Here is a 21,563-nt window from a genome sequence, read left to right on the forward strand (position 1 = left end):
ACCTCGCCGGCCTACAGCTGCGCGCCTCGATGGCCTGGATCAGAGACCTCATCCGGACCACCCATTGATCACGACGCGATACTTGCCTTTCGGCGGCCGCCGCCCGGGCAGTCGACGTTGAATGTGTATCTCATTTAGTTATTTCAGGATGCTGCCGCCGTCGACGACGGCCACGTTCCCGGTGACGTAGTCCTGTTCCATCAGATTGACATAGATCTTCGCGATGTCCTCCGGATCGGCCACCCGGCCCAGAAGCGTGTCGCCTCCGGCGCGGTCGAAGAACATCTTCTGTGCCTGTTCAGGCATGCTCGACCACAACGGCGTGCGCACGATACCGGGGGCTACGACGTTGACTCGGATCGGGGCGAGTTCGGCGGCGAGCGAGCGGGCGGCGGCGATGACGGCCGCGGTGACCGTGGTCCCGAGCAACTTCCCGGTTCCACCGTGGAACGCGGCGGCACCGCTGGTCAGCGTCACCGAGCCGGAGCCGCGGAGAGTCGCCAGTGCGCGACGCACAGTGTCCAGAGCGCGGAAGAGACGGATGTCGAAGAAATCATGAGCCTGTTGTGGGTCGTAGTCAGTGATCACGCCGCCAACGAGAGCGTCCCCGGCGGTGTAGACGAGATGGTCAAAGGCACCCACCTCAGCGAAGAACGAATCCAACGATGCGGCCGAGGTGACGTCGACCGGCAGCCCGGCTGCCTGACCGGGGAGCAAGGCGAGCGCCCGCTTCACGGACTGCTCCGAGCGGGATCCGACAATCACCTGTGCTCCGGCCGTGGCCGTCGCCTGGGCGACGGCCAGGCCGATGCCGCTGGTACCACCGATCACAACGACACGGGTTGAGGGCGAGAGAGACACGACAAGCTTCCTTTCGAAGGGGTCGCTGTCAGCCTCCCGTCTGCTGAGCCGGCTCGTCCAAGACCGGTCGGTTACCAACTGATGCCGCATCGGCATGAGCGATCGCCGGAGGCCCGGCAAGCAGCGTTGTCCGGGCGGTTTCCATCAACTCGCGCAGGACTGCGGAGCGGCGGCGCGATTCGACCACCAGGCAGACCATCGCCTCGGGCAGGTCAGTCACCCGTACAAAAGCCAGGTCCGGGCGGTGGTAGTAGCGCGTAGCGGACTCCGGGATGACGACTACGCCCCGTCCCGCGGCGACAAGCTCGAACTTCTCCTCCACCGTGAGTGAGACGGCGACAGAACGGTCGCGGTTCAGCCCCAGGGGAGCCGCCGCTCCACGCCACCCCGGAACAGCCTCGACCGGCTGCAGCAACACATCGCCGGCGAGATCCGCGAGGCAGAGTCCGCTTCTGCCGACTCGCGGATCGTCGATCGGCAAGGCCACCGCACGGCTCTCGGAGTGCAGGTCCACGACTGTCAGGCCCTGGTCGTCGAACGGCCGGTGCGCGAAACTGGCATCAAAGCGACCATCACGCACAGCGGTGATCTGTTCACTCCACGAACTCCGCACGACGTCCACCCGTAGACCGGGGAAATGCTCCTCCAAATGGCGCACCACCGGAGTGAGGACAAGGCCGGGCATGAAACCGATCGTCACGCTGCGACCCTCGTGCTCCGCTACCCGAACGCGCCGCTGCAGTACTTCGGCCGAGCGCAGCAGCTCCCGCGCGTCCTCACGGAGAAGCTCACCGGCGGTCGTCAGACGCGTTCCCCTTTGTGACCGTTGGAAGAGTCTCACTTCCAGTTCCCGTTCCAGAGTGGCGATCGAACGGCTCAGCGCTGGCTGCGCGATGTGCAGGATCTCGGCGGCCCGGCCATAGTTCAACTCGTCGGCGAGAATGAGGAAGTACCGCAGTCGGCGAAGATCCAGATCGGCCATACGTTTCATTGAAGCAGCCGAACCCAGGCATCTGCCAGGAGGATTGGAGGTCCGAAGGTTCCTCTTCGGCAACGCTGTAGGTGCGTGCCGTTGGGGGAGACTGCAGAAGTGAGGAGTTTGGTGCTGCTCAACAGTTGGTGGTCCCAGTCAGCGGTCCGCGACGCCATCCGGACGTCCGATCTGCACACCCTGGGAAGCACGGCTGTGTCCCGCAATCGGTGACGACGAAGAGTGGCGACTACCGTGAATGCGCCCCGTCCGTATATCTTCCTCGTGGTCCTCATGGTTGGTGTGCCAATGTCTTCGGTGCGTCTGCGAAGGTGGGGAAGCGTGACGTCGGCGTCGACGGGACGGCGGTGTTCGTTCGGTGAGTCTGATGGCGTTGCCGGCCGGGGGCGGGTCGGTAGCGAGGAGCCCGGCGCTGTGCCTCCGGTCTCTGGTTGCGCGCGTGACGCTTGGCGGTTGGGTGCGAGGTTGAGGTGTCGGGCGCATTCGAGGAGGCCCACGCCCGTGCCGAGCAAGTGGGAGCGGATCTCAGTCGGCCCCATGTCGCAGTGGCAGTGCCAGATGATCCGTCGCTCCAGGGCAGACGTGTGCGTACGCCCGGTCCGTTCACTCTTGGATCACATAGCCGAGTTGGCCCGCCCGTCGGGTCTTGGGGCGCTGGTACGGCTCCAGCAGTTGTGGGACCTGCTCGCGGAAGGTCTGCCGCGGACAGTCCGGCATCGGGCAGACCAGGCGCCGCACCCGCACTGACACCACGACTCGGCGGCAGTCCACCGGCAGGTTCGCCGCCGTACGCTCGTGGAAGCCGTGCACTCTCGCGGTCGGTGTCCCATACTTCGGGCGTGCCGGACCCGAGGGTTCGCGTCCGTGTCAAAGGCCGGCGGCGCCAGGGAACAGCTCACCTGCTCCGGTACCCGGGGGCCGCTGCCCGTGACGGTCGGCAGAGGTCAGGATCCGTCAGGGCAGGACCATTTCGAGATTCTCATGGTGCGGAGATCGAAATCGACCTCGATCGATTTCGGTGTGCTGTTGCTCGTCACGCGGGCGCGGACGGCGTCGGGCCCGGCGCTATGGAGGTCGCCGACGGTGAAGACGGTCGTAGCTTCCACATGACCACACGTGGCTGCCAATTCACCGGCTCGACTGCCTTCGAGAACAGCTTCTCGCTTCAGCGCCGCTTCCGTAAAATGCTCGGTCATCAGCTTCCACAGCTTCGACGTCGAATCCTGTGCGGCAAAGGCATCCGGTAGAACCGAGTAGTAAGCCCGCAGTTTCTCCTGAGCCGCTGACATTTTAGAAGCCTCCCCGTGGCGGGAGGGAGTTTCCGCCGATCGGTTCGCGCCTACGGAATTCCAGTAGGCGCCCGCACTGAGCGCCGTCACGGCGATTGCCGCAATGGCGGCGGAACGGGAACGGCGTTGACGGCGTCGGACGCTTCGGCGACGCAACTCCGATGCGGACACTGGCCGGTCCACCCGAACACTTTCCAACTGGGCGATACTCTCGGTAAGCCAGACAGTACGCTCGTACTCATCCGACATGGTCCACCTCCTGATCCGGCAGAGAGGAAAGGTGGCGGGCGAGTGACAGGCGCCCACGGACCAGCCAGACCCTGATGCTACCTGCCGGCCAGCCCGTCTCGGCACTTATCTGCTCGACGCTGAGGTCGCACAAGTGGTGGAGGACGACGACACTTCTGTGCTTCTTCGGAAGAGTGCGAAGTGCCTCGACGAGAGCGACGCGTTCGGGGGACGGCCCTTCGGCGTAGCGCTGTTCGTGATGACGCTGCATGAGCTGTACACCGCGCCGCAAACGCCGGAAGCGAGATACGGCAAGCCGCCAGGCCGTGGTGCGGATCCACGCCTCCTGGGAACCGTCACTCGTGAATACCCCACGTCGACCCCAGGCCCTTATGAACGCCTCCTGCACGACATCCTGCGCCTCCGGCAGATCGCCGGTCATCGCGTAAAGCTGCCGAACGAGCCTGGGGTAGGCCAGTGCATAGAATTCATCGAACTCCTCTTCCGCCGTGCCTCTCGTCACTCTTCCGCCATTCATATCCGTCCACGGAACGGCCAGGGGTCCTCCGCACGGGAAGTACGCACGGGCGCCGATCCCCCGCTACAGCCGCCCTCTGTGACCTGTATCACCACATCCGGGTGTCGCGTCCGGGCCCCCGCGCTGCGTAGTCCAGCAGTCCAAGTCGAACCAACAGCAGAGGAAATCCCATGCGCCATGCCGCCCCCCGTAAGTCGAGCAGGATAGGAACGACGTTCAGGACGGCCGCGGTCAGCGCTTTCGCGCTCGGCAGTCTGACCGTGGCAGCGGGGTCGCAGGTCCACGCGGCCGCGGCGACCTCGCACTCCACGACGGACGACTCCGCGCGCACGCAGAAGCGGAAGGCCGATGCGGTCGCCGCCGCGGCCAAGGGGCAGACTTCCCGGCCTGTGACGGACCCCGAAGCGGTACGCGTGCTGAAGATGAAGACGGTCGCGATAGCCCACGCACCGAAGGGCTGAGCAACGCCGGATCTCTGGGTGGCGGTGGTGACAGCTGCCGCCACCTTGATCAGTCACGTTGCGCTTTGCGAAATGCCGGTTGCCCGATTCTGTGTGGCTTCGGTGCCCGGATGCTCCTGGTCGAACGCGTGATCCCACCGGGAACGGACCGCACCGCAGCAAGATCTCCGACTTTGACACAGCCGGTACTCATCAGGCTCGGGTCCTCCCGTCGGCCTCCTTCGGCGTCATCGAGGCGAGCTGACAACCGGAGTCGGGGCCTGGCGACTGCTCGGCGCTGCTCACCCGCTAGTCGAGTGTGCCGGTGACGATTCCCTTGCCTGCGGGCACGGCAGGGCGATCGCGGCAGAGTCGTGTTGCGGCCGCACGAGCCACAGGGTCACGCGTCCCACGCCGCACGTCCGCGTCAGTCTGTGCTGAGGAGTCTGTTCGTACGCCCGCGCTCGGTGATGTCAAGGACGCGACCGGAAACCCAGGGGGAGTCCCTGCCACAGGACCTGTGAAGCGGGTGAGCCATTCGGTGACGGTGGCGATCTGGGTCAGACGCCCAGCAGAAGGTCCCTCTCAACGGCCCGGCACCGTGCGGCTGTCGGCTTCTCCAGGTCGCCTACGGATGGAGACCGAGTCTTTGATCTGTGAACGCCGTTGCCGGAGAGGGTGTTGTGGATGCTGCCCCACGGCGGGTGACTCGGCCTAAGACGCTTATGCAGCGAATTGGTCAGCACGGCGCCAACCTTTCACAAGCAGAGACTTGCAGATCGGCTCGTGCCTGATCATCCCCGCTGAGCCGGACGGACAGGTCGTGGTCCGGTAGTCGGCGATATGCTCCGGCGCCCAGTCCTCGCCCAGCTTTTCCACCGCGAGTGCTGTCCGGTGTTGGTTCGTGGCCGGCGGATACCGTCTGGGGCGTCGCGCGCGGCCCCGAGCCCTGTCGGTCCTCGGCCTCAACGGCTCAGTGGTGCCAGGTTCCCCAGTCCTGTGGCGCGGGATCTCTCCGCCGCGATCTCCCGCATCGGGCCGTTCCGAGCCCGACCGCGCGAGATCTCTTCGCGTTCCGTAGGCGTCGGATGTCCCACCCTCCGGCGCCAGATCGGCGGAACCTACTCGCTGTCGGACTTGAGAATCTGTGAAGATCGACCCCGGAGGTCGGCCCCGCAGCTCCCGCGTCCGCGTACCTGACATGCCTGGACGCCCCAACCGTGTCATCCGACACCTCCGGCATGTTTTCTGCCTGAGGTGTTGCGTTGATCAGTTGAGTTCGCCCTGGCCCGTTTTCGCGAGGGCGAGGGTCCGGTGCTCGCGAATCGCGCCGTGGTGGGTGGAGGCCCATTGGACGAGCGAGGTAGCCACCTTGAGGAAGCTTTTCCCCAGAGGGGTCAGTGAGTACTCGACGCGGGGCGGTACCTCGGCATACGCGGTCCGCGCGACCAGCCCGTCCTCGCCGAGCTGGCGCAGTGTGAGGGTGAGCATGCGCTGCGAGATGCCTGATACGGCCTGTTGTAGGTAGCTGTAGCGGCGTGGACCGTCATGCAGATTGGCGATTACGAGAAGGGACCACTTGTCGCCGACCCGGTCCAGGGTCTGGCGCACGAACTCGCCGTGCTCGACCGGAAGGCGCCCACATGCTTCCGCACCGGGCGTGACGGGGCGGGCGATCTCGCTGGTCATGGGACGCACTCCTTCGGTACAGGCGGATCGGTCGGTCATAGGGAAGAGTTAGTACCGGATCATACGGCTACGAACAAAGGGTAAGCGTACTTCGGGGGGAATAGGCCGAATCGGATCACCTGGGGCCCGGTCGTTGCCACAACGAACATGGCGCTCCGGTACGGACATGAATGTGCCTTTTGTAGGCTGTCTGATGGCGATGCACCATGGGGCTGCGCACAAGTCGTAAGCGTGCTGGTGCGTCACCACGGAATTGCGTGCGCGACGTGTCGGCACCGAGTGAATCGAGTGTCATGTCATATTTGTTGCATATCGATGCCACGTCGTTCGACGCCGAGTCGATCTCGCGCCGGGTCGCCCGTTCCTTCCTGGATGTGTGGCCGGGGAAGGTGGTGCACCGTGACCTCGCCGCCACCCCGGTCCCGCACCTGACTGCGGCGGGGATCTCCGCTCGGCTGACCGATCCCGCCAAGTACACCCCGGAGGAAGCGGCCGCCGCGGCGGTGCAGGACGAGTTGGTCGAGGAGTTCCTCGGCGCGGCCGGCTACCTGTTCACCGTGCCCCTATACAACTACGGGATGCCGTCGTCGTTCAAGGCGTGGCTGGACCAGGTCATCATCTTCGGACGCACCTACTCCCTGCCGGACGGCCCGCCGCCGACGGCCGGCCGCACCGCGGTGGTGATCTCTTCCCGCGGCGGCTCCTACGGACCCGGCGCCCCGCACGAAGGCAGGGACCACCTTCTGCCGAATATTCAGGAGAGCATGGGCCGCGAACTCGGCCTCGAACTCGAATTCATCACCATCGAGTTCGGCCTCGCCCCCACAGTCCCGGTATTGAGTCAATTCCTCCCCATGCACGAGGAGTCGCTGGCCAACGCCCACAAGCAGGCACGTCGGAATGCCGAGGCCTTCGCCCTACAGCAGAAGGCCACCGCAGCCTGAACTCGTCCGCTTTGGCTGATCCTGCTGGTATCACGTGTCCGGGCGCTGCCGCGCTTCTGAAGGGCCGCTACGTCGTTCCGCTTTCTGTCGACCGAGGCACTTCACTTCTCATCGACCGCAGCGTCCGGGCGAGAGGGAATCATCAATGAGCAAGCAATTCAGCGAGGCCGGCGGTATTCCCGTCAACGAATCCTCCCCGGTCAGCAGCTTCAGTCCGGTGGTGCTGACCGTTCCGGGCCGGGCTGTAGATCTGCACGTCAAGGTGTCGTCACCCGCAATAGGCACCGATCTGCCCGTGATCCTGCTGTCGCACGGCCACGGCCCCTCCAACTTCGTATCGTCCCTGCATGGTTACGGCCCCATCGTGGACTTCTGGGCGGCGCACGGCTTCGTCGTCATCCAGCCGACCCACCAGGACTCCATGGCGCTGGGCCTGCGCGACGCCGGCGACCCTGACGCGCCGCTGTACTGGCGATCCCGGACCACCGACATGCACCACATCCTCGACCACCTCGACGAAATCGAGGCGACCGTCCCAGGGCTGGCCGGCCGACTCGACCGCACCCGCATCGCCGCGGTCGGGCATTCCATGGGCGGGCACACCGTCGGCATGCTGTGCGGCCAGACCGTCACCGACCCGACCGACGGATCCGTCGTGAAGATGGCCGACGACCGCATCAAGGCAGGCGTCCTGATGGCCCCACCCGGCCGTGGCGAGGACCTCGCCGGATTCGCGTCCGAGCACTACCCGATCCTGGGCACCACCAGCTTCACCACGATGACCACGCCTGCGCTGGTCATCGTCGGCGAGAACGACTGGCACGCTGGATTTTCCGACCGCAAGGACTGGCGCTCCGACGCCTACTTCTTCAGCGCCGGCCCCAAGACACGGCTGACACTGTTCGGCGCCGAGCACAGCCTCGGCGGCGTGTCGATGCACGACGCTGCGGAAACGACCGACGAGAACCCCGAACGCGTGGCTACGCTGCGCGCACTCGTCTGGGCCTACCTGCGTTCCGCGCTGTACCCCGGCGACACCGCCTGGGCCGACGCCACCGCCGCGTTGAACAGCATGCCCGAACCGATGGGCACGATCGAAGCCAGGTGAAACGACCTCGATCGTGCAGGCCGGCGTTGAAGGTGGCCAGGGCGTCGTGGCGGTGTCACCACCATCCGTCCGCTGGTCCGAGTGCACACCGAGTTGTCGAACGCTCCGCAGGTACTGGTGTACTGCCGGGACACCCCGGCCGACATGATGCCCCTGTTGATGAACCCGGTGTCAGCGATGATCAGCACGCCGCGCGTGTCGAGTTGTTGGCCGACGCACTCTCGCAGGTCATCTCGAACGGCATCGGCACCCCAGCGTGCACCGGTCAGCAGATGCCGTAATCCAGCAGGGTCACGATGTGGCGCACTCGCTGGGACGGACGGGAGCGCGCGGTGACCGAACGGAACTGTAGAGAGTTCTCCATTTACCGGAGGCCGATACGTGCTGTTGCCATCGGCGCGGGTTCCAACCGCCTCACCTTGTCCGTACGGATCGGTACGGAAGTTCTGCCATTTTGTGTGCATGTCAGCACAGAGATTCATGGGAGTGATTCACATGGGACAGCTTGACGGTAGGACTGCCGTTGTCACCGGTGGCAGCACCGGAATTGGCCTGGCCACCGCCGTACGGCTGGCAGCTGAGGGCGCATACGTGTTCATCACCGGTCGGCGCAAGGCCGAACTGGACGCCGCCGTCGAGACCATCGGAATAACCAAGGCTACGGCGGTGGCGGGGGACATTTCCAACATGGCCGACCTGGACCGGCTCTACGACGCGGTCCGGACCCGGGGCCAGGGGCTGGACGTGCTTTTCGCGAACGCGGCGACCGGTGCGTTCGTGCCGTTGGAGCAGATCACCGAGGAGCACTTCGACCAGACCTTCGGCGTCAACGTGCGGGGCACGCTGTTCACCGTACAGAAGGCGCTTCCGCTTTTTAACGACGGTGCCTCGGTCATCCTGAACGCCTCCACCGCCGCCGACAACGGCATGGAGGCGTTCGGCACGTACGCGGCGTCCAAGGCCGCCGTCCGGTCCTTCGCACGGACGTGGGCCAACGAACTCAAGGGCCGTGGTATCCGGGTCAACTCGGTCTCGCCGGGCGGGATCGACACTCCCGGGCTCACGGACATCTTCGGTGGTGAGGAGGCGTTGGCCACGGTCAAGGAGCACGTCGCTGCGAACGTGGCGATAGGCCGCCTGGGTCGCCCGGAGGAGGTCGCCGCGGTCGTGGCGTTCCTCGCCTCCGAAGGGAGCAGCTACGTCCTCGGCGCCAACTGGTACGTCGACGGTGGCGAGAACCAGATCTGAGAAGCCCACCACTCACCACCAGGGCAGATCGGTCTGGAAGCGGTCGCCCGTACGGCGCTCGGCACGCCGCCGCCGTGGTGGGGGAAGCGCGGCAGGCCGGCACCAAGCAGTGGGACCTGCGTCTGCTTCTCCTCGACAAGTACGCTCAGCGCCGCCAGTAGATCGCTGAAGTTGACGCCGTCCGGACCCGTGACATCGCGGGTGTACGGTTCGGCGAAAATGTACGCCATCGTCTCAAGTTTCTCGAAGTACAGCTCGGTCACGGAGTCTCGCGGCAGCGGCACCTGGTAGCCGATCGCGCCGTAGGCGCGGTCGTAGACGTGGTTCTGGACGTACTTGACCATGGTCAGCTTGTTGGCGAGGGCTATCCCGCGGTGCACAGTCCGGATGTAGTCGGCCTGCTCGGCGTGAGTCATTCCGGGACGGCGCCGCACGGCGGCCACCAACTTGTCGAGTCGGGAGATCGGCAGCGGGCCGGCGGACCCCATGGCGGGTATGCCCCGTGCGGTGACGTTCACGTGCCGTAGGGCGCCTGAGGCCGGTTGGGTCAGCACGGGGAAACCCACGGACGTGGACCTCGGGCCGATCGGGTGTATCCACGCCATGCTGGAATGCCTTAGCCGTGCGAGACTCCACGCGGATTGCCGCGATCCGGTCCTTCGCGAAGGTCACGAGGATCAGCGTGGCCAGGGCAGCGCCGACGGCGACTGGTCGTCGGCTCCTGCGGGGCGTCTTGAACGGCTCGGGGGAGGCATACGTGATGCTGTCCTCGTATCCGTACTGGGCTGATGCATTCCCAGGTCCCGGAGTTGACGCTGTCCAGGGTTGCCGGCAGGTGTGCTTCAAGGGCTCTGCTCAGGGGGCCGGGCGGAACGCTAGTGTGAAAGACGCCCTGCCGCTGGCCGCGGGCGAGGATCCCGGCGGCTGTGTGGCGGGCACCCGGGTGCTCGCCGGGTCGGGGGAGGGTGTTTTCCCGGCGGTGACCGCGAGGCGTATCGCTTCCCCCGCGTCCGCTGCGAGTCCCTCGACGAGCGCGATCCGGCCGGCGAAGTGGACGTAGACGGTTCGACGTGCCACGCCCGCGGCTTCGGCGATGTCGGCGAGGCTGCTGTCGGGGTTGCGGCCCAGTTCTTGCCCGGCCGCCTCCAGGATGCGTTCGCGGGTGGTACGCGCCGCGTGGCGCGTGGCACGTGCGGGTCTGGCCGGTTCGTCACATCAGCATCTCTGGCGGGGAAAGGCAGGGGCCTCCGAGATGTTTGCACAGCAGTGAGCAATAAACTAGGCTACCCATTGTTGTGCAATTAACTTGTCCCTGGGAGCCCCCATGCCCTTGATCGCCACCACACCCGTCGAGAAGATGACGGGGCCCTATCCCCGCCGCTGGTGGGCTCTGATCGTGCTGTGCCTGAGTCTGCTGATCGTGGTCATGGCAAACACGTCGCTGATCGTGGCCGCGCCCGACATGACCACGGACCTGGACCTGTCCAGCAGTGACCTGCAGTGGGTCATCGACGGCTATACCGTGCCGTACGCCGCGCTGATGCTGGTGCTGGGCTCGATCGGCGACAAGTACAGCCGCCGTGGCGCCCTGATCACCGGCCTGGTGATCTTCGCTGGTGGCTCGGTGCTGGGCAGCCTGGTCGACGAGACCGTACTGGTCATCACGGCCCGCGCGATCATGGGCATCGGCGCCGCCGTCGTCATGCCTGCCACGCTGTCCTTGCTGGTCGCGACCTTCCCCAAGCGCGAGCGGACCCGGGCCATCACGGCCTGGACCGCCACCTCCGGTCTCGCCATCGCCGTCGGCCCGCTGGTCGCCGGGTGGCTGCTGGAGGACCACGCCTGGGGCTCGACCTTCCTGACCAACGTCCCCATCGCAGTCGTCGCCGTCATCGGCGCGCTGGTCCTGATCCCGCCGTCCAAGGCTGAAGGCATGGGCCGGATCGACTACGTGGGCGGTCTGCTCTCCATCGTCTCCGTCGGCTGCCTGGTCTACGCGGCCATCGAGGGCCCGCACTTCGGCTGGGGCGCCGGTCCGGTCGCCGCCGCGGCGGTCGCCGGTGTCGGCCTGGTCGCCTTCGTCGCGTGGGAGCTGCGCCACCCGCATCCCATGCTGGACGTGCGCAAGTTCCGGTTGCGCCCCTTCAGCGGGTCGATGCTCGCGGTGCTGTTCTTCTTCTTCGGTACCTTCGGCGCTATCTACTACTCCACCCAGTACCTGCAGTTCGTCCTCGGCTACGATGCGTTGGCAACCGGCGTGCGACTGCTGCCGCTGGCTGGCGCCGTCTTCCTCGGCGCCGCGGTGACCGGGCAGCTGACCCCGAAGCTGGGCATGAAGCCGATGGTCGTGGCCGGCATGCTGATCGGCACGGCGGGTGTCTTCCTGCTCACGCAGGTCGACAAGAGCTCCACCTACACGGACTTCCTGACCCCGATGATGCTGCTCGGCTTCGCGATCGGCCTGAGCGTGTCCCCGGCCACCGACACCATCATGGGCTCTTTCCCCGAGTCCGAACTCGGCGTCGGTGGTGGCGCCAACGACACCTCCATGGAACTCGGCGGTTCCCTCGGCATCGCGATCCTCGGCTCACTGCTGGGCACGGCCTACCAGGACAAGTTGACCGACCTGGTCGGCGGACAGCTCCCGGCCGACGCGCTGGAGACCGCCAAGGAATCCGTGGGCGGCGGCCTCGCGGTCGCCGAGCAGCTCGCGAAAACCTCTTCGACGGGTGCCCAGCAGGCGCAGGCACTGGTGGACGCTGTGAATGAGTCCTTCGCACACAGCGTCGCGCACACCAGCCTCATCGGCGGCATCATCATGGCTGCCGGGACGCTGATCGTCCTCGCCGTCCTGCCGGGGCGCAAGCGCGCCGGAAAGCCTGTTCAGGAGGATGAGGCAGAGGCGGAGCGCGCGGGCGTCGCCTGAGGCTCCAGGCGGGGCGGTTCAGGAGGAGGTCGCCCGCCGTAGATCCGCTGTAACTCCTCCGTCCCGGGACGGCCGTGCCTGAGCGGCGCACCGCCGGGGGCGGTGCCGGGAGGCGCAGTCGGCAACGCTCTTGTTCGGTTCTATCCGAGGTCGGGCGACGAGCGCCCCCACGGGCGTCGACCGTCCGGTCGCCTAACAGACACAGCATCATCTTGGCGTTCGAGGCGGCCTCGTCACCGTCGAGGTCGTGGCGGGAGAACTCCAGCCCTCCAGGGACAGCTGCGTGCCGCCCGGGGTGGAGAAGGCAGCGACGGCTCCAAGGGCGGTCAAGCGGTCGGGACGATCCCGGCCTTGAGATTGCACAGGACCCGAGCGGCGACGCCGTTGTCCGAGCGGACATGCTCGAGGCACTGGCGGCGCGGGACCTGCGCGAGTTCCGGGTGTGGCTTGGGAATCCGAGTGCTGAGCGGAAAGCCTGCCGCGCCGAGCTCCGCCGGGTCATCGAGCCCGACCAGAGGCACTGTCAGGCGGTCAGGGTCATCCCGCGCTCTTCATTGCCATACGGGTGGCCGCTTCGTAGACCAACTGCGCATGCAGCTCGAACATCGCCACGAGGTCGACGGCGTCGCCGTCGACCTCCCGCTGTACGAACAGGCCGTCTGCGCCGGCGACGGCATAGGTGGTGAGCATGTGTACGGCGTCCTCGTCGAGCTCGGGGACCAGGACCTCGACCACCTCGGTGATTTTCCGGCGTGCGATGTCACGCACTCGGAGGAACACCGTCCGGCCCCGGGGCTCGGTGGGCCGACGCTCCAGGGCGAGCATGAGGCCCAAGCGCAGGAAGTCCGGTGCGTCGACGAGCGACTTCGCCACGTTCGCCGCCATGCTCGTGACCCGCTCCAGCGGCGTGCCCGTCTCTTCCCCCGGCAGCTCGACGGCCGTGAGCCACGTCTCGAAGCTGCGCTCGATGACGGCGGCGATCAAATCGTCCTTGTCCTCGAAATGCCAGTAGATCGAGCTCGCGGGCAGCCCGCACTTGGCGCTGACTGCGGCGATCGAGGTGCCCTCGTACCCGCGCTCGCCGGCGATCTCCACCGCGGCGTCGAGGATCCGCTGGCGCGACTCCACCCCGTTGGCACGCTTCCTGCGCGCCACCTGCGGCCTGGTCATCGACTCCACCCTTCCTCATCCAGCCTTGACCTTGTCGTGCGCCCACTTTACCGTAGCGATTATTCCAATTGGAGCTAACGCTACAGCAAGAGCCGACGCAGTTCAGGGACGACAGTGAGGTGACCCGGTGAGTGGTGTCCGTGCCGGAGGCAGAGCCGAGGACGAGGCGTATGACGTAGCCGTGATCGGCTATGGGCCCACAGGAGTGACCGCGGCGAACCTGCTGGGGGCGACAGGCCTCAAAGTCGTCGTGCTCGAGCGCGACGCCGAGATCTTCTCCCGGGCACGGGCGATCTCCACGGACGAGGAGGTCATGCGGATCTGGCAGCGCGCCGGTCTGGCCGAGCGGCTGAAGCTGGACATGCTGGCCGAGCGGTCGCTGGACTTCGTCGACGCGCAGGGCCGTGCCTTCATCAGCGCGCACCCGAGCCCGCGCGGTCATGGTCATCCGCCGCAGATGTTCATCTACCAGCCGGCGCTGGAACAGGTCCTGCGAGAGGGGGTCGGTCGCTACCCGAACGTGGAGATCCTGCTGCGGCACGAGTGTCTGCGGCTGCGACAGGACGGCGACGGGGTCGAGCTCACGGTGGTGGGTGCCGACGATGCGGTACGACGGCTGCACGCCAAGTACGTCATCGCCGCCGACGGCGGCTCCAGCCTCACCCGTGCCCAGCTCAACATCGGCTACGAGGGCAAGACGTACGAGGACCGCTGGGTGGTCATCGACACCGAGATGCTCAAACCCTGGCCGGACCACGACCGGCTGCGCTTCCGCTGCGACCCGGACCGGCCGGCTGTGGACTGCCCCACCCCGCTCGGGCACCACCGCTGGGAGTTCCCGATCCTGCCGGGCGACGACGAGGAACACCTGACCACCGACGAGGCCATCTACGCGATGGTGTCCCGCTACGGCATCGACCGGGACCAGATCAAGCTCCTGCGCGCCACCGTCTACAGCCACCACGTCCGCTTCGCCGCCCGCTTCCGCATGGGCCGCGTCTTCCTCGCCGGCGACGCCGCCCACGCCATGCCGCCGTGGATCGGTCAGGGCATGGCCGCTGGCGTGCGCGACGCGGCCAACCTGTGCTGGAAGCTGGCCGCCGTACTGCGCGGCGAACTGCCCGAGACGGTGCTGGACAGCTACGAGGCCGAACGCAGGCCGCACGTCAGGGAGATCACCAAGCGTGCTGTGTTCGTCGGACGGATCATCACCGAACGGCGCCTGCCGGTGACCCGGATCCGGGACACCGCGCTGCGCGGCCTCAACCGCATACCGGGCTTCAGCAACTGGCTCCAGGATGCCAACTGGATACCTGTCGCCCACTACGCCGACGGTTTCCAGGCTCGCCCCCGCACCAAGGCGTCCGGGCACCAGATCCCCCAGCCATGGGTGACCGGCCCCGACGGTGAACGCGTACGGCTGGACGACGTACTCGGCGGGCGCTGGCTGCTCCTGCACGCCCGCTCGGCAGCGCCCCAGCCTGCGTGGGACCGCGCCGGTGTTCCCTCGCTGACCGTCATGCCCGCAGGCTCCGGGCCGGCCGAGGGGACGGTCGTCGACGGCGACGGCGTCCTGCTGCCCTGGATGGCCGAGCACCGCGTTGCCACCCTCGCCCTGCGCCCGGACGCCTACGTCTACGCCGCCGCACCCGCGGGCGCCCCTCTCCCGCCGCCTCCCGTCGGCTTCGCCCCGGCGCCGCACGCGACCGCCCCGACCGCCCTGTAAGGACCGCCATGACCACTCACACCGAACTGCCGTCGATGCAGATGTCCCTGCTCGACGTCGCCGGCAAGCAGATCTTCGTCGCGGAGACGGGAGAGGGCCCGCCCGTCCTGCTCCTGCACGGTGGCGGACCCGGTGCCTCCGGCGTCTCCAACTACGCCCGGAACATCGCCGAGTTGGCCAAGGAGTACCGGGTCATCGTCCCGGACCTGCCCGGCTACGGCCGCAGCACCAAGGGCGTCGACGGTGCCGACCCCTTCGGGTACCTCGCCGATGCGATCCGCGCTCTTCTCGACGAACTCGGCCTGGACAAGGCCCACTTCGTCGGCAACTCCTACGGTGGCGCCTGCGTGCTGCGCCTCGCCCTGGACACCCCCGACCGGGTCGACCGCATGGTCCTCATGGGCCCCGGCGGTATCGGCACCACGCGCGCGTTGCCCACGCCCGGCCTCAACAGCCTGCTCAACTACTACTCCGGGGACGGGCCCTCGCGGTTGAAGCTGGAGAAGTTCATCCGCAACTACCTCGTCTTCAACGCCGCCGACGTCCCAGAGCACGTGATCGACGCCCGCTACCGGGACAGCATCGACCCGGACGTCGTGGCCGCCCCGCCGCTGCGCCGCCCGTCCGGCCCGAACGCGCTGCGCACCCTGTGGAAGATGGACTTCACCCGCGACAGGCGCCTGGCCCGCCTACCCGTGCCCACCCTGGTGCTGTGGGGCGCGGCGGACAAGGTCAACCGGCCCGACGGCGGACGCATGCTGGCCGAGCGGATGCCCAACTGCGACCTGTACGAGGTCGCCAACACCGGACACTGGGTCCAGTTCGAACGAGCCGAGCTGTTCAACCGGCTGTGCGCCGACTTCCTGGCAGGCCGCCGATGAACGCCACCGCTTCGGTCTTCGGTGCCGTCCACCTGGGCTACCTCGTCATCGAGACCAACCGCTTCGCCGACTGGCGCCGCTTCGGCACCGAGGCCATCGGCATGCACCGTGACGACCTCGACTCCGGCACGATGCGGTTCCGGCTCGACGACCAGGAATGCCGCTTCCTGTTGCGGCGTGGACTCGCCGAGGATGTTGTCGCCGCAGGCTGGCACCTCGACGACCATACGACCTTCGAGCGGATCGAGGCCCGTATACGCGCCCACGGCGTCCCCGTTGTCGAAGGCACCGCGGAGGAGGCCGCCCTGCGGGGCGTCGAGCGCCTGCTGCGTTTCCCCGGTCCCAAGGGCATCACGCAGGAGATCTACACCACCCCGGTGAAGTCGGCTGTACCGCTGCGGATGCTCGCGTCCGGGTTCGTCACCGGCGACTCGGGCATGGGTCACGTCGCGGTCACGTCCACCAAGCCGGCTCAGCTACAGGGCTACTTCAGCACGGTCTTCGACGCTCGCCTGACCGACTACATCGACGAGACGATCAGCGGCGTCAAGCTCAAGATTCGCTTCCTGCGGGTCAACGAACGCCACCACTCCATCGCCATCGCCGCCGTCCGCGGCCTGCCGATCGACCCGATCCGCACCCGGGTTCAGCACCTGAACATCCAGGCCGCGACTCTCGACGACGTGGCGCAGAGCTACCAGCGGGTGTGCGACCTCGGCTTCGACATGGCGCTGTCCGTGGGCCAGCACACCAACGACAAGGAACTCTCCTACTACGCCCGTACCCCCTCGGGCTTCGAGTGGGAAGTCGGCTGGAACCCGATCGTCGTCGACGAGTCCACCTGGGAACCCACCACCCACCAGGGCATCAGCATCTGGGGCCACACCCCCGTCGGCCAGACCATCATCGACAAACTCGACCAGTTCCGGCTCGGCGCTCTCTCCCTCGGCCGCCCGGAGAACACCGTCCCGGCCCTCAGCGGCGCCGGAATCCCCGACGACTGACAGCGCCTCCCTCCGGGCGGGCGCTGGCCCCGTCCGGCGCCCGAGGCTCATTTCCCTTACGAATGCAAGTAGGAAGTTGCCCATGGCAACGTCTCTGGTTACGGGTTCGACCGTGGGTATCGGTGCCGCCTTCGCTCGGCGACTGGCGGCTGACGGCCACGACCTCGTCCTGATGGCACGCGACACGAAGCGGCTGCGTGAGCAGGCGACCGAGTTGCGCGACCGGCATGGCATCAAGACGGAGGTGCTGACGGCCGACCTGGCGACGGATGACGGCATCGAGGCCGTCGAGCGGCGTCTGGCCGACCGCGAGAAGCCGGTCGACCTGCTGGTCAACAACGCCGGCTTCGCCAACAGGGGCCCCTACCTCGACGTACCGGTGGCCGACGAATTGAAGTTGCTCAAGGTGCACTGCGAGGCGGTGCTACGGCTGACCTCGGCGGCGACCCTGGCGATGCGGGAGCGAGGCCGGGGCGGGGTCGTCAACCTGGCGTCGGTGGCGGCCTTCATGCCACGCGGGACTTACGGGGCGTCCAAGGCGTGGGTCGTGCAGTTCACTCAGGGCGCGGCGAAGGACCTGGCGGGTAGCGGCGTACGGCTGATGGCACTGTGCCCGGGCTTCGTGCGGACCGAGTTCCACCAGCGGGCCGAGAAGAGTACGGACAGCATCCCGAATTGGATGTGGCTCGACGCGGACAAGCTGGTCGCGGCGGCGCTGGCGGACCTGGCGCGCGGCAAGTCGCTGTCCATCCCAGACCCGCGGTACAAGGTGATGATGGGCGCCGTGAAGGTGCTGCCACGGGGGCTGCTCGGCGGGATCAGCTCGAAGACCGGGCGGAAGGACGGGCCGCGGTAGGCCGTCGCGGACAGCTGCGGCGAACGGAAATGGCCCCCCCTTCGGTGGGAGAAGGATGGCTGCGCAATCCGTTCAGGCTGGACGAGTCGGGCGGCGATGATCTTGCGCCCGCTGCCAGTCGCGGCATCTTGTCGCCAGCACGTCCGTCCGGAGCCAAACCCTAGCTCCAGGGGCAGGAGTTGCCAGGCTATGTCGCTGGGAGTACGTACAGGGTGCCCTGCAGACACAGCAGATCCGGCACCGGCCGCGTGCCCGGCAACTTCTGTGGCCAGGGCGGCAGCAGCGGCACGATCAGCGCCACAAGTCGTCGTCCATGATCCACGGCCGAGTACTCACAGCCTCCGGGGATTCCCCTTGCGCTTGACGTAGGGGAGCGCGTCGAGGACGTCGCGTAGTTCGACCGACGCCGGTTTTCCGATGGGCCTGCGGTCAAGCCGGGCCTTTCTTCAAGCTGTCAAAGTCGGCTCGATCAAGGCCCGTCGGGCGTCGGACAGGTCGCTCGGATACGGCTTCCGCTGAGGCAAGCGCGAAATGAACTTACCTGAACAGAACCAGATAAACGCGCACTTAACTAGCCGCTCGCCCGGGGGCTGTCCGCGGCTGGGCTTCTGGGCTGTCAACAACGGAACCACCGGCGGGGGCATGCCGGCCAGCACGATTACGATCCCCCGGATGCTGCCCCAGGGGAATCAGCTTGCGGCTTACCGGCAGCGGTGAGCCCCGGCCGGGGCTCTCTTCTCTGTCGCCCGCGATCAGGAGTTGCTCTCCGTCCGCGCCACCAGGTCGAGGGCGATGTCGGTGATCATGTCCTCTTGGCCGCCGACCATGCCCCGACGGCCGACCTCGACCAGGATGCTGCGGGTGTCCAGCCCGTAGCGGGCGGCGGCGGTCTCGGCGTGGCGCAGGAAGCTGGAGTACACGCCCGCGTAGCCGAGGCTGAGCGTCTCGCGGTCCACCCGCACCTCACGGTCCTGCAGCGGTCGTACGAGGTCGTCGGCGGCGTCCACGAGCGGGAACAGGTCGCAGGCGTGCTTCCAGCCCATCAGGTCGGCGACGGCGACGAACGCCTCCAGCGGGCAGTTGCCCGCCCCGGCGCCCTGTCCGGCGAGCGAGGCATCGACCCGTACGGCGCCGCTCTCCACGGCGACCACGCTGTTGGCGACGCCGAGGGCGAGGTTGTGGTGGGCGTGGATGCCGAGCTCGGTGGCAGGGTCGAGGACTTCGCGGTAGGCGCGGAAGCGGTCGCGGACGCCGTCCATGGTGAGGCGGCCGCCGGAGTCGGTGACGTAGACGCAGTGGGCGCCGTAGGACTCCATCAGCTTGGCTTGGCGGGCGAGTTCGGCCGGCTCGGCCATGTGGGACATCATCAGGAACCCGGCGACGTCCATGCCCAGGTCGCGGGCGGCGGCGATGTGCTGGGCGGCGATGTCGGCCTCGGTGCAGTGGGTGGCGACCCGTACCGAGCGGATGCCCAGGGTGTGGGCCTGCCTGAGGTCGTGCAGGGTGCCGATGCCGGGCAGCAGGAGGGTGGTGGGCACCGCGTGGTGCGTGACGTCGGTGACGGCCTCGATCCACTCCCAGTCGGTGTGGGCGCCGACGCCGTAGTTGATGCTGGAGCCGGAGAGTCCGTCGCCGTGGGCGATCTCGATGGCGGCCACGCCGGCGGAGTCCAGGGCGGCGGCGATGGCGCGCGCCTGGTCGACGGTGTAGCGGTGCCGGACGGCGTGCATGCCGTCCCGCAGGGTCACGTCCTGGACGTACAGACGGGTCATCGCGCGGCCCTCTCGGTGGAGCGGTGGGCGGCCATGCGTTCCGCGGTGCGCAGCGCGGCCGAGGTCATGATGTCCAGGTTCCCGGCGTAGGCCGGCAGGTAGTGGGCGGCCCCCTCGACCTCCAGGAAGACCGACACCTTCAGGGCCTCGTCGGTGCCGAGAGCGAGGGTGCGCAGCGGGTCGTCCGCCGCCACCCGGTCGAACTGCACCTTCTGCTTGAGCCGGTAGCCGGGCACGTACGCCTGGACACGGCCGACCATCTCCTCGATCGACCCCGTGACGGCCTCGGTGGCGCAGCCGGACACCAGGCAGTGCACCGTGTCCCGCATGATCAGCGGGGGTTCGGCCGGGTTGAGCACGATGATCGCCTTGCCGCGTGCGGCGCCGCCGACCTGCTCGACGGCGGAGGAGGTGGTCTCGGTGAACTCGTCGATGTTGGCCCGGGTGCCGGGTCCGGCCGAGCGGGAGGCTATGGACGCGACGATCTCCCCGTAGTGGACCGGGGTGACCGCGTTCACCGCGGCCACGATCGGGATGGTGGCCTGGCCGCCGCAGGTGACCATGTTGACGTTCGGGGCGTCGAGGTGGGCGTCGCCGTTGACCGGGGGCACCACGTAGGGGCCGATGGCCGCGGGGGTGAGGTCGACGAGAGTGCGGCCCAGCGGACGGAGCACGTCCTCGTGGTGGCGGTGGGCACCGGCCGAGGTCGCGTCGAAGACGATCTCGACGTCGGCGAACTCGTCCAGAGCCACCAGGCCCTCGACCCCGTCGTGGGTGGTGGCCACCTTCAGGCGGCGGGCGCGGGCCAGGCCGTCGGAGTCCGGGTCGATCCCGGCCATCGCTGCGATCTCCAGGCTCTCGGAGAGTCGCAAGATCTTGATCATGAGGTCGGTGCCGATGTTGCCGGAGCCGATGACGGCGACCTTGGTCCTGCTGCTCACTGGTCATCTCCTTCTGCCGTGCCCGTTGCCGCGGTTTCTTCGGCGAACCCGACGCGTACGGAGCCCAACTCGGAGATGTGGGCCTCGAAGTAGTCACCCGGGGTGGCGGGGGTCATCGGGCCCAGGGCCCCGGTCAGCACCAGGTCGCCCGCCCGTAGCGGGTCGCCGCGCTCCGCGAGGGCGGATGCCAGCCAGACCGCCGCGTTGAGCGGGCTGCCCAGACAGTCGGCGCCGGTGCCCTCCGAGACGGCCGACCCGTTGCGGGCCATGGTCATCGTCACGGCGCGGAGGTCGACCCCGGTGAGCGGCACGGGCGTGGCGCCCAGGACGTACAGACCGCAGGAAGCGTTGTCGGCGACCGTGTCGACGAGGGAGATGTCCCAGTCCACGATACGGCTGTCGACGATCTCCAGCGCGGGCAGCGCGAAGTCGACCGCTCGCAGGAGGTCGACGACCGTGCACTCCCGGTGCGGAAGATCGCGGCCGAGGACGAGAGCGACCTCGGCCTCCACCTTGGGCTGCAGCAGCCGCCCGACCGGCACCTCGCCGCCGTCCGGCACGGCCATGTCCGCGAACAGTGCGCCGAAGTCGGGCTGGTCCACGCCGAGTTGGCGCTGCACGGCAGGCGAGGTCAGGCCGATCTTGCGGCCGACGATCCGGCGGCCGGCGTCCAGCCCGCGCCGGACGTTCAGCTGCTGCACGGCGTACGCGGTCTCCAGGTCGCCGTTGTCGAGCAGGGTCCGCACCGGTGGGCAGGCGACCCCGGTGCGGGTGGCCTCCGCCAGCAGGTCGGCGGCCTTGACCACGGCCGGTGGAACGGCGTCCGAGCGGACGCCGTCGAGCACGGTCGACACGGGATACCTCCAGAGGGGGAGTGGTGGTCCGGGCACGGCTCCCGGTACAGACATCGATATAGACAGCACCCCGTCGATGGGACAACATCTGTTCCGT

General features: G+C 67.7%; 21 protein-coding genes and 2 pseudogenes. 9 read left to right on the forward strand and 14 right to left on the reverse strand.

Features of this window, described 5'->3' with window-relative positions:
- Nucleotides 1-138: 138 nt before the first annotated feature.
- The 5 genes and pseudogenes from ACZ4UV_RS46165 to ACZ4UV_RS46185 all read right to left on the reverse strand — a co-directional run bounded on the left by ACZ4UV_RS46165 (nt 139) and on the right by ACZ4UV_RS46185 (nt 3,907).
- Nucleotides 139-861 (reverse strand): SDR family oxidoreductase, encoded by a 723-nt coding sequence (locus tag ACZ4UV_RS46165; RefSeq protein ID WP_351720316.1) that lies wholly within the window; start codon nt 859-861, stop codon nt 139-141.
- A gap of 28 nt (nt 862-889) precedes the next feature.
- Nucleotides 890-1,843: a LysR family transcriptional regulator gene (locus ACZ4UV_RS46170; protein ID WP_351720318.1), complete on the reverse strand. Its 954-nt coding sequence runs from the start codon at nt 1,841-1,843 to the stop codon at nt 890-892.
- 612 nt (nt 1,844-2,455) lie between these two features.
- Nucleotides 2,456-2,668 (reverse strand): annotated as a pseudogene (locus ACZ4UV_RS46175) (ISL3 family transposase); the annotation flags it as partial.
- Between the two features lie 128 nt (nt 2,669-2,796).
- Nucleotides 2,797-3,390 (reverse strand): hypothetical protein, encoded by a 594-nt coding sequence (locus ACZ4UV_RS46180; protein ID WP_351720320.1) that lies wholly within the window; start codon nt 3,388-3,390, stop codon nt 2,797-2,799.
- Nucleotides 3,380-3,907: a SigE family RNA polymerase sigma factor gene (locus ACZ4UV_RS46185; RefSeq protein WP_351720322.1), complete on the reverse strand. Its 528-nt coding sequence runs from the start codon at nt 3,905-3,907 to the stop codon at nt 3,380-3,382. The genes ACZ4UV_RS46180 and ACZ4UV_RS46185 overlap by 11 nt, the downstream gene beginning before the upstream one ends.
- Before the next feature lie 170 nt (nt 3,908-4,077).
- On the opposite strand from ACZ4UV_RS46185, the gene ACZ4UV_RS46190 reads away from it, so the two are divergent.
- Entirely contained in the window at nt 4,078-4,368 is a 291-nt protein-coding gene (locus ACZ4UV_RS46190; protein ID WP_351720324.1) for a hypothetical protein, read from the forward strand.
- 1,248 nt (nt 4,369-5,616) lie between these two features.
- Here ACZ4UV_RS46190 and ACZ4UV_RS46195 read toward each other — a convergent pair.
- Nucleotides 5,617-6,036 carry a winged helix-turn-helix transcriptional regulator gene (locus ACZ4UV_RS46195; protein WP_351720326.1) on the reverse strand — a complete coding sequence of 140 codons (420 nt, stop codon included), beginning with the start codon at nt 6,034-6,036 and terminating at the stop codon, nt 5,617-5,619.
- Nucleotides 6,037-6,293: 257 nt separating this feature from the next.
- Here ACZ4UV_RS46195 and ACZ4UV_RS46200 point away from each other — a divergent pair, with 257 nt between their 5' ends.
- Both ACZ4UV_RS46200 and ACZ4UV_RS46205 read left to right on the forward strand, forming a co-directional pair.
- Nucleotides 6,294-6,980, forward strand: a complete 687-nt coding sequence (locus tag ACZ4UV_RS46200; RefSeq protein WP_351720328.1) for an FMN-dependent NADH-azoreductase — start codon at nt 6,294-6,296, stop codon at nt 6,978-6,980.
- 145 nt (nt 6,981-7,125) lie between these two features.
- Complete coding sequence (locus ACZ4UV_RS46205; protein ID WP_351720330.1) at nt 7,126-8,088, forward strand: alpha/beta hydrolase family protein; 963 nt, start codon at nt 7,126-7,128, stop codon at nt 8,086-8,088.
- Here ACZ4UV_RS46205 and ACZ4UV_RS46210 read toward each other — a convergent pair.
- The gene (locus ACZ4UV_RS46210) at nt 7,986-8,570 is read right to left on the reverse strand and encodes a transposase (RefSeq protein ID WP_351720331.1); all 585 of its coding nucleotides are present in this window, start codon (nt 8,568-8,570) and stop codon (nt 7,986-7,988) included. The two genes, ACZ4UV_RS46205 and ACZ4UV_RS46210, sit on opposite strands and share 103 nt — an antisense overlap.
- A 13-nt stretch (nt 8,571-8,583) precedes the next feature.
- Here ACZ4UV_RS46210 and ACZ4UV_RS46215 point away from each other — a divergent pair, with 13 nt between their 5' ends.
- Nucleotides 8,584-9,336, forward strand: a complete 753-nt coding sequence (locus tag ACZ4UV_RS46215; protein ID WP_351720333.1) for an SDR family NAD(P)-dependent oxidoreductase — start codon at nt 8,584-8,586, stop codon at nt 9,334-9,336.
- On the opposite strand, the gene ACZ4UV_RS46220 is transcribed toward ACZ4UV_RS46215, so the two are convergent.
- Nucleotides 9,285-9,854: an EthD domain-containing protein gene (locus tag ACZ4UV_RS46220; RefSeq protein WP_351720335.1), complete on the reverse strand. Its 570-nt coding sequence runs from the start codon at nt 9,852-9,854 to the stop codon at nt 9,285-9,287. The genes ACZ4UV_RS46215 and ACZ4UV_RS46220 overlap by 52 nt on opposite strands.
- A 337-nt stretch (nt 9,855-10,191) precedes the next feature.
- Nucleotides 10,192-10,488: a TetR/AcrR family transcriptional regulator gene (locus ACZ4UV_RS46225; protein ID WP_351720350.1), complete on the reverse strand. Its 297-nt coding sequence runs from the start codon at nt 10,486-10,488 to the stop codon at nt 10,192-10,194.
- A 172-nt stretch (nt 10,489-10,660) separates the two neighbouring features.
- Between ACZ4UV_RS46225 and ACZ4UV_RS46230 the strand changes: the two genes are divergently transcribed.
- Complete coding sequence (locus ACZ4UV_RS46230) at nt 10,661-12,262, forward strand: MFS transporter (protein ID WP_351720336.1); 1,602 nt, start codon at nt 10,661-10,663, stop codon at nt 12,260-12,262.
- Between the two features lie 537 nt (nt 12,263-12,799).
- Here the strand turns inward: ACZ4UV_RS46230 and ACZ4UV_RS46235 are convergent.
- A complete protein-coding gene (locus ACZ4UV_RS46235) occupies nt 12,800-13,432 on the reverse strand; it encodes a TetR/AcrR family transcriptional regulator (RefSeq protein ID WP_351720337.1) in 633 nt (210 codons plus the stop codon).
- A 127-nt stretch (nt 13,433-13,559) separates the two neighbouring features.
- Here ACZ4UV_RS46235 and ACZ4UV_RS46240 point away from each other — a divergent pair, with 127 nt between their 5' ends.
- The 4 genes from ACZ4UV_RS46240 (at nt 13,560) to ACZ4UV_RS46255 (ending at nt 17,899) form a co-directional block, all read left to right on the forward strand.
- Nucleotides 13,560-15,158 (forward strand): bifunctional 3-(3-hydroxy-phenyl)propionate/3-hydroxycinnamic acid hydroxylase, encoded by a 1,599-nt coding sequence (locus ACZ4UV_RS46240; protein WP_467847357.1) that lies wholly within the window; start codon nt 13,560-13,562, stop codon nt 15,156-15,158.
- An 8-nt stretch (nt 15,159-15,166) separates the two neighbouring features.
- On the forward strand, nt 15,167-16,039 hold the full coding sequence (locus ACZ4UV_RS46245; protein ID WP_467847360.1) for an alpha/beta fold hydrolase: 873 nt from the start codon (nt 15,167-15,169) through the stop codon (nt 16,037-16,039).
- On the forward strand, nt 16,036-17,043 hold the full coding sequence (locus ACZ4UV_RS46250) for a VOC family protein (RefSeq protein ID WP_351720344.1): 1,008 nt from the start codon (nt 16,036-16,038) through the stop codon (nt 17,041-17,043). The genes ACZ4UV_RS46245 and ACZ4UV_RS46250 overlap by 4 nt, the downstream gene beginning before the upstream one ends.
- An 82-nt stretch (nt 17,044-17,125) precedes the next feature.
- Nucleotides 17,126-17,899 carry an SDR family NAD(P)-dependent oxidoreductase gene (locus tag ACZ4UV_RS46255; RefSeq protein ID WP_467847363.1) on the forward strand — a complete coding sequence of 258 codons (774 nt, stop codon included), beginning with the start codon at nt 17,126-17,128 and terminating at the stop codon, nt 17,897-17,899.
- 344 nt (nt 17,900-18,243) lie between these two features.
- Here the strand turns inward: ACZ4UV_RS46255 and ACZ4UV_RS46260 are convergent.
- The 4 genes and pseudogenes from ACZ4UV_RS46260 to mhpD all read right to left on the reverse strand — a co-directional run.
- Nucleotides 18,244-18,423, reverse strand: a pseudogene (locus tag ACZ4UV_RS46260) (transposase); the annotation flags it as partial.
- A gap of 228 nt (nt 18,424-18,651) precedes the next feature.
- Nucleotides 18,652-19,671, reverse strand: a complete 1,020-nt coding sequence (gene dmpG / locus ACZ4UV_RS46265) for a 4-hydroxy-2-oxovalerate aldolase (protein ID WP_467847366.1) — start codon at nt 19,669-19,671, stop codon at nt 18,652-18,654.
- A complete protein-coding gene (locus ACZ4UV_RS46270; protein ID WP_467847369.1) occupies nt 19,668-20,612 on the reverse strand; it encodes an acetaldehyde dehydrogenase (acetylating) in 945 nt (314 codons plus the stop codon). Before ACZ4UV_RS46270 ends, dmpG begins: the two co-directional genes overlap by 4 nt.
- Nucleotides 20,609-21,466 (reverse strand): 2-keto-4-pentenoate hydratase, encoded by an 858-nt coding sequence (gene mhpD, locus ACZ4UV_RS46275; protein ID WP_467847372.1) that lies wholly within the window; start codon nt 21,464-21,466, stop codon nt 20,609-20,611. Before mhpD ends, ACZ4UV_RS46270 begins: the two co-directional genes overlap by 4 nt.
- Nucleotides 21,467-21,563 lie beyond the last annotated feature (97 nt).

It is taken from the genome of Streptomyces sp. NPDC028289, assembly GCF_055565975.1.

Excerpts from the sequence above, each read along its gene's own strand:
- ACZ4UV_RS46170 (WP_351720318.1), bottom strand. The coding sequence starts at position 1,843 with ATGGCCGATCTGGATCTTCGCCGACTGCGGTACTTCCTCATTCTCGCC.
- ACZ4UV_RS46180 (WP_351720320.1), bottom strand. The coding sequence starts at position 3,390 with ATGTCGGATGAGTACGAGCGTACTGTCTGGCTTACCGAGAGTATCGCC.
- ACZ4UV_RS46185 (WP_351720322.1), bottom strand. The coding sequence starts at position 3,907 with ATGAATGGCGGAAGAGTGACGAGAGGCACGGCGGAAGAGGAGTTCGAT.
- ACZ4UV_RS46190 (WP_351720324.1), top strand. The coding sequence starts at position 4,078 with ATGCGCCATGCCGCCCCCCGTAAGTCGAGCAGGATAGGAACGACGTTC.
- ACZ4UV_RS46195 (WP_351720326.1), bottom strand. The coding sequence starts at position 6,036 with ATGACCAGCGAGATCGCCCGCCCCGTCACGCCCGGTGCGGAAGCATGT.
- ACZ4UV_RS46205 (WP_351720330.1), top strand. The coding sequence starts at position 7,126 with ATGAGCAAGCAATTCAGCGAGGCCGGCGGTATTCCCGTCAACGAATCC.
- ACZ4UV_RS46210 (WP_351720331.1), bottom strand. The coding sequence starts at position 8,570 with ATGAATCTCTGTGCTGACATGCACACAAAATGGCAGAACTTCCGTACC.
- ACZ4UV_RS46215 (WP_351720333.1), top strand. The coding sequence starts at position 8,584 with ATGGGACAGCTTGACGGTAGGACTGCCGTTGTCACCGGTGGCAGCACC.
- ACZ4UV_RS46230 (WP_351720336.1), top strand. The coding sequence starts at position 10,661 with ATGCCCTTGATCGCCACCACACCCGTCGAGAAGATGACGGGGCCCTAT.
- ACZ4UV_RS46235 (WP_351720337.1), bottom strand. The coding sequence starts at position 13,432 with ATGACCAGGCCGCAGGTGGCGCGCAGGAAGCGTGCCAACGGGGTGGAG.
- ACZ4UV_RS46245 (WP_467847360.1), top strand. The coding sequence starts at position 15,167 with ATGACCACTCACACCGAACTGCCGTCGATGCAGATGTCCCTGCTCGAC.
- ACZ4UV_RS46250 (WP_351720344.1), top strand. The coding sequence starts at position 16,036 with ATGAACGCCACCGCTTCGGTCTTCGGTGCCGTCCACCTGGGCTACCTC.
- ACZ4UV_RS46255 (WP_467847363.1), top strand. The coding sequence starts at position 17,126 with ATGGCAACGTCTCTGGTTACGGGTTCGACCGTGGGTATCGGTGCCGCC.
- dmpG (WP_467847366.1), bottom strand. The coding sequence starts at position 19,671 with ATGACCCGTCTGTACGTCCAGGACGTGACCCTGCGGGACGGCATGCAC.